We start from the raw sequence: 4,773 nt of genomic DNA on the forward strand, positions 1-4,773 counted from the left end.
CACAAATTCGATAAAGCGAAAGCGATGCGAGAGGCGATGTTATCGATGCTTAATGATGGAGATGGTAATCCAGACCCGAAAGCTTGGGCGGCTTTTACTGTGATTGGTGAGGCTAGGTAGAGAGGGTGGGAAGTGTGGGGAGATGGGGAGATGGGGAGATGGGGAGATGGGGGAGGTGCGTAGGGTGCGTGATAAGACGGGCTTGCCATGGTTTTCCGGCTTTTGGCATCGGTTGGGATCCCCGTCCCGTAACGCACCACTATTCCTGTTCCCTATTCCCTATTCCCTGTTCCCTATTCCCTGCTCCCTGTTCCCCGTTCCCTGTTCCCTAGCTTGACAGGTAAATTTTAAACTTGGTGCAAGATCTAAGTATTACCTACCATTGCTCCTGTTGGATAACTCAATGGGAGCCAAGAGAAGTTTATCTGGCACTGCTATCGCTGTGGGAGTAGTTTCTGCCAACTCAGATACAGCAGCATCCTGTTTTCTGTTAAGTGTACCTGGTGCAACGACTTCTAATAAACCAAAAACAGCAGGACCACCGTAATAGTTTGCGGGGTTATCCGGATCGGGATTTTTCATAAGAATAGAACGATTCCCCAAGGGAGCATCAGGAGCAGCAGTGATGGTGAGGATGAACACTTGCTGATTACTACCTAGATCCTGAAAATCTGTTTGTTCAAAGGTAATACCTGGTGAACCAGTAAATTCAATAGTGGATTGTGAATCGCTGTCAAATGCGTATAGTACAACATTCTCCACGGTAGTCCCTGGCTCAATACGCATATTTAAGCTAGAACGAAACGCTACACTAAGCATTTCCAATTCTCTCAAGACATACGGACGAGGTAATAACTTTGGTTCCCCTGCACAAAGAAGCCCATCTTGGTTGACCTGAGGCAAGGGCAGACCGGCAAGAGCAATTTGGAAAGTTTGAGCAATTTGTGCCCCGTATTCAATATTGAATCCATTGATGGTAATATCGCTAACCGTAAAGCCTAACTCCTCAGGCACTTCATAAACTGCATGGAGAATATAGTCCATTTCCTGGCCAGAGTCCCGTTTACGTCCGCGAATCACCTTCCAGTAGTCTGAGGGTTTAGCATCTTCAGGGGCATCAAAGGGTAATTCGTAGGTGTTAAAACTAGGTTCTTGGATGTACAGACCGACGGGATTTGCCAGGGATATCTGCATGCCAGAACCTGGTTCTCCTGTTCCCCGCACTACTCCGTTAACCAACGCTCCAATGGTGGGATCACTGTTACGGTTTGGGGTACCATACCGACTGCAATTGATCAGCTGGTTTTTGTCTGTAATTGGATTACCTGCTACATCTCTACGGAGGACTGTGGCTTGTCCAGCTAGAAATACTTCCGCACTTAGGGAATTAGGATTGCTAATCAGGTGAACCGCTCCAGCAGTCGTGGTGCTATTCCAGACATTGCGATCGTTATAAGCTGGTCGCCCCGTGGCGGGATCGATAACTAAATTACCTTGTTGGTTACGCAGATACAGATCCTCAATTTTGACCTGGGGACTGACTAATTTCTGGTAAAGGCCCAAGACAACATTGGGATCGACTTCCCACAAGGTATACCAGTATTCTCGGTTCTCACATGTGAACATTATTTTGGTAATCTTACCCTCTGCATTGCGGGTGACGCTCCACTCACAATATTCATCCTGCCAGCCACGGGGACCACTCGGACCATAGTTATCCTCCGGGGGTGGTCCTTCGTCAGCATATTGCCACTGGGTACGTTCCCCAACATTGGGATATGCCATTAAAATCCGGTTCGGGAACGCCGTCCATTTAATAGGTACACCCTTCGTTCCTTCTGGAATATCAGTTTTGAGAGGATTGAAATATTGGCTTAGGGGTGGTTGGTTAACTGAACTCCACGGATCGTTTTTCAAGGTTTGTTCTGTATAGCGATTGATGTTATTACTCCAGCGAGTGCGTAATGCTTGTTCCTTTTCTTCTTCTCCACAAAAATCATTTTGATTGGCTGGTGGATCAAATTGAGGTAGTTTAGCCATTGATTGACTCCTTAGTTTTTTACTGTTATCGATATCACAAGTAAGTTGTTGTTGTTTCAGTTAATTTCTAAACATTCAGCGATCAGCCGTCAGCTAAAAGCTCACGCTACTTGAGGTGCTTAAAATAAACCTAGAACGAGAGAATTTAATAGGTAAGCATTCAGCAGTCAGCGGTCAGCGGTCAGCTATTTTCTTCAAAAGCTGTTCGCGTAGGGTGCGCATAGCGCATAGGCTGATAGCTGATAGCTGATAGCTGATAGCTGATAGCTGATAGCTGATAGCTAATAGCTGTTCGCGTAGCGTGCGCGTAGCGCTTAAGCTGATAGCTGATAGCTGATAGCTAATAGCTGTTCGCGTAGCGTGCGCGTAGCGCTTAAGCTGATAGCTGATAGCTGATAGCTGATAGCTGTTCGCGTAGCGTGCGCGTAGCGCTTAAGCTGATAGCTGATAGCTGATAGCTGATAGCTGTTCGCGTAGCGTGCGCGTAGCGCTTAAGCTGATAGCTGATAGCTGATAGCTGAATGCTTACCTTAAATCACTCTGGGGAAGTAACAAGCTAAATTCATTCAGGTTACTAATTGTTGGCCAGGATTGAAACTGCTCCCGGCGCTTGACACTTGATTCCATCAGTTGAGCTAACTGCTCCCTAGGAGAAAGTGTGTTTAATTCATCCAAATAAGCCTGAATTTGCTCTTCGACAAAGGATTTCCACTGATTATCAGGTAGTTCCCATGTTTGCAAAAACTGTTGTTCCGCAGTGCATTGGTCAAAGTTAGTAGGATCGCAGGGAGACTGGTTAGCAGCAGCAACTCTAACTTTCTCGGCAAAATCATTGGGTACACTACTAATCCCATTGATGATTGTGCCTGTTGTGACTTGCTCAGCGTACTGCTGCAAGCTAGACCGCTTTTCGGAAAAGACAGGGTTTTTGAAGTCCACCATCAAGACAGCAGCAATGAATTTATCTGTCAAAATCTTGGCACTTCGCATCCGTGTGAGCATGTAGAGGTCTTCTGCAGCAGGAACTGGCACAAAGAAAGAAAAGTAGGTAGAGCCATCCTCTTCGTACAGTGGAGAATCATCCGGTTTGGTGAAGTCAGATTGAACCAGTTGGAAATGATTGGTATTTAGGTAATTGTCATACTCTTGTCGCTCGAAGGTAATCAGCGGGATATTGTAGTTAAGACCTAAGCTGGTCTTGAGGGCTGAATCCCAAACAAAAAAGTCATTGGGAATACCATCAACAGCACGGTTGGCTGGGCTAGTATTGGCTCCATTGCTTTCAATCTTCGTTGAGGCCAAATTGATGGTAGTGTTGGTGGTCAGATGACGTAGCATCTGGTTGACGTCCGTTAAGTTAATAACTCCTTCTTGTCTTTTGTAGCGATCGCGCAACCAATTCTTATGGTAGTTAATGAAACCACTGCGAATTACCTGCTCAAGCACCTCGGCTCCTTGCAAGTTCTGAAAGAATATTTCTTGGGTCACCCTTAACGGCACTACTAGGGGTGAGATTGGCCCCCGCTGAGAATGCCAATTGTTCCAGGGTGGAGCAAGTTCTTTCATAATCACCACACCATTATGGTGACAATCAAAACAGCCCACTCCCATAGTTGGTTTTGCCCGCGCCATCCCAGAATCCCCAGCCCAAGTCCAAACTTTGGTAGATGTACCTGGTTGTTCACCTACCTGTTCCCGCAATTCATAGAAGTTGTATTTTTTGGCTTGTGCATCCCAGGCAATTACTTGCAAAAAGCTAGAGTTGCCACCGGCAGCTGTACTCACAAGAATATCGGCATTACTGGTGCGACTCGTTCCCCAAGTAAGAACATAACGAAGGTTACGGGGTTCTTCACGGGATGCAATAGTCGTCGGGATTTGACTGCCTTCTCCAAGCAAGTAGTTCGCTGATTCCAAGTTGAGTTGGGAGTCAGCAATAGCAGCAGCTAGAGCATCTACATTCTCTGGAAATGTTCCTTTGCTCAGAATCCCAGTAGCAAATGGATCCTTGAGCATCTGCTCAATTTCATCATCTGTCATTAGTTGAAGGCAGCTATCTATACCCTCAACAAAACGATAAATTTGGTCAGGAATTACGGCAGTGCAGTTAGGGACAGACACAGGCGAAAAGATTTCTCTGTCAGGACTACTCCCAAACTTGGGATGAGTAGCCTTCCGATAACTCCGCAACTGGAAATTACCTGTAGCAAATTGCACGTAGGAAGCCGCAATAGCCTGATTTTGCAACATATCAGCCAGCACCCATGAACTACCTAACAGAAATACCAGTAAAACGGCAAAAATACCAAATTTTGCTAAGTCTACTTTAGGCATTATCCTCTTCAATATCTTTTTAAACTCCTGCGGTAAGTGTCTGGTAAAGTTTTCCCAGAAGAGCATGGATTAAATCTTCGTTGTTAGTTGTCATAGTGAATCTCTATGAATTTAGAAAAGGACTTCAGAAAGATTGAACTGTTAACTACCATTTTTCCAAAGCTCTCTGGAATTTGAAGGTACCCGCGAGGGTACTCTTGCTCTCCCCCTTCCGCAGTCGAGAGTAGTTCCGTAGGGTGCGTGATATAGCAGAAGTCCTTTGTCAGAAGTCCTTTGTCAGAAGTCAAACTCTTGCGCTTCTTGATGCAGTCGCTCATGGGGGAAACCCCCAAGACCGCTTAGGTGCGCTTTCCGTTGGCGAATTAAATTCGCCACGGGTCGCACCTCTGCATCGCTTAC

At 46.0% G+C, this 4,773-nt stretch carries 3 protein-coding genes; 1 reads left to right on the plus strand and 2 read right to left on the minus strand.

Annotation, left to right across the window (positions count from 1 at the left end):
- The first annotated feature begins 142 nt into the window (after window positions 1–142).
- Window positions 143–337: a hypothetical protein gene (locus F6K37_RS32240; protein WP_165691810.1), complete on the plus strand. Its 195-nt coding sequence runs from the start codon at window positions 143–145 to the stop codon at window positions 335–337.
- A gap of 35 nt (window positions 338–372) precedes the next feature.
- On the opposite strand, the gene F6K37_RS32245 is transcribed toward F6K37_RS32240, so the two are convergent.
- Together F6K37_RS32245 and F6K37_RS32250 are read right to left on the minus strand one after the other, a co-directional pair.
- Window positions 373–2,040 (minus strand): DUF8225 domain-containing protein, encoded by a 1,668-nt coding sequence (locus tag F6K37_RS32245; RefSeq protein ID WP_008185253.1) that lies wholly within the window; start codon window positions 2,038–2,040, stop codon window positions 373–375.
- Between the two features lie 525 nt (window positions 2,041–2,565).
- Window positions 2,566–4,374 carry a hypothetical protein gene (locus F6K37_RS32250; RefSeq protein ID WP_008185249.1) on the minus strand — a complete coding sequence of 603 codons (1,809 nt, stop codon included), beginning with the start codon at window positions 4,372–4,374 and terminating at the stop codon, window positions 2,566–2,568.
- Between the last annotated feature and the right edge of the window lie 399 nt (window positions 4,375–4,773).

Origin of the sequence: Moorena sp. SIO4E2 (genome assembly GCF_010671945.1) — a bacterium.
Taxonomy (GTDB): Bacteria; Cyanobacteriota; Cyanobacteriia; order Cyanobacteriales; family Coleofasciculaceae; genus Moorena; species Moorena producens.

Bases quoted from the DNA above. Each gene is read 5' to 3' on its own strand.
- F6K37_RS32240 (WP_165691810.1), top strand. From the start codon at position 143: ATGGGGAGATGGGGAGATGGGGAGATGGGGGAGGTGCGTAGGGTGCGT.
- F6K37_RS32245 (WP_008185253.1), bottom strand. From the start codon at position 2,040: ATGGCTAAACTACCTCAATTTGATCCACCAGCCAATCAAAATGATTTT.
- F6K37_RS32250 (WP_008185249.1), bottom strand. From the start codon at position 4,374: ATGCCTAAAGTAGACTTAGCAAAATTTGGTATTTTTGCCGTTTTACTG.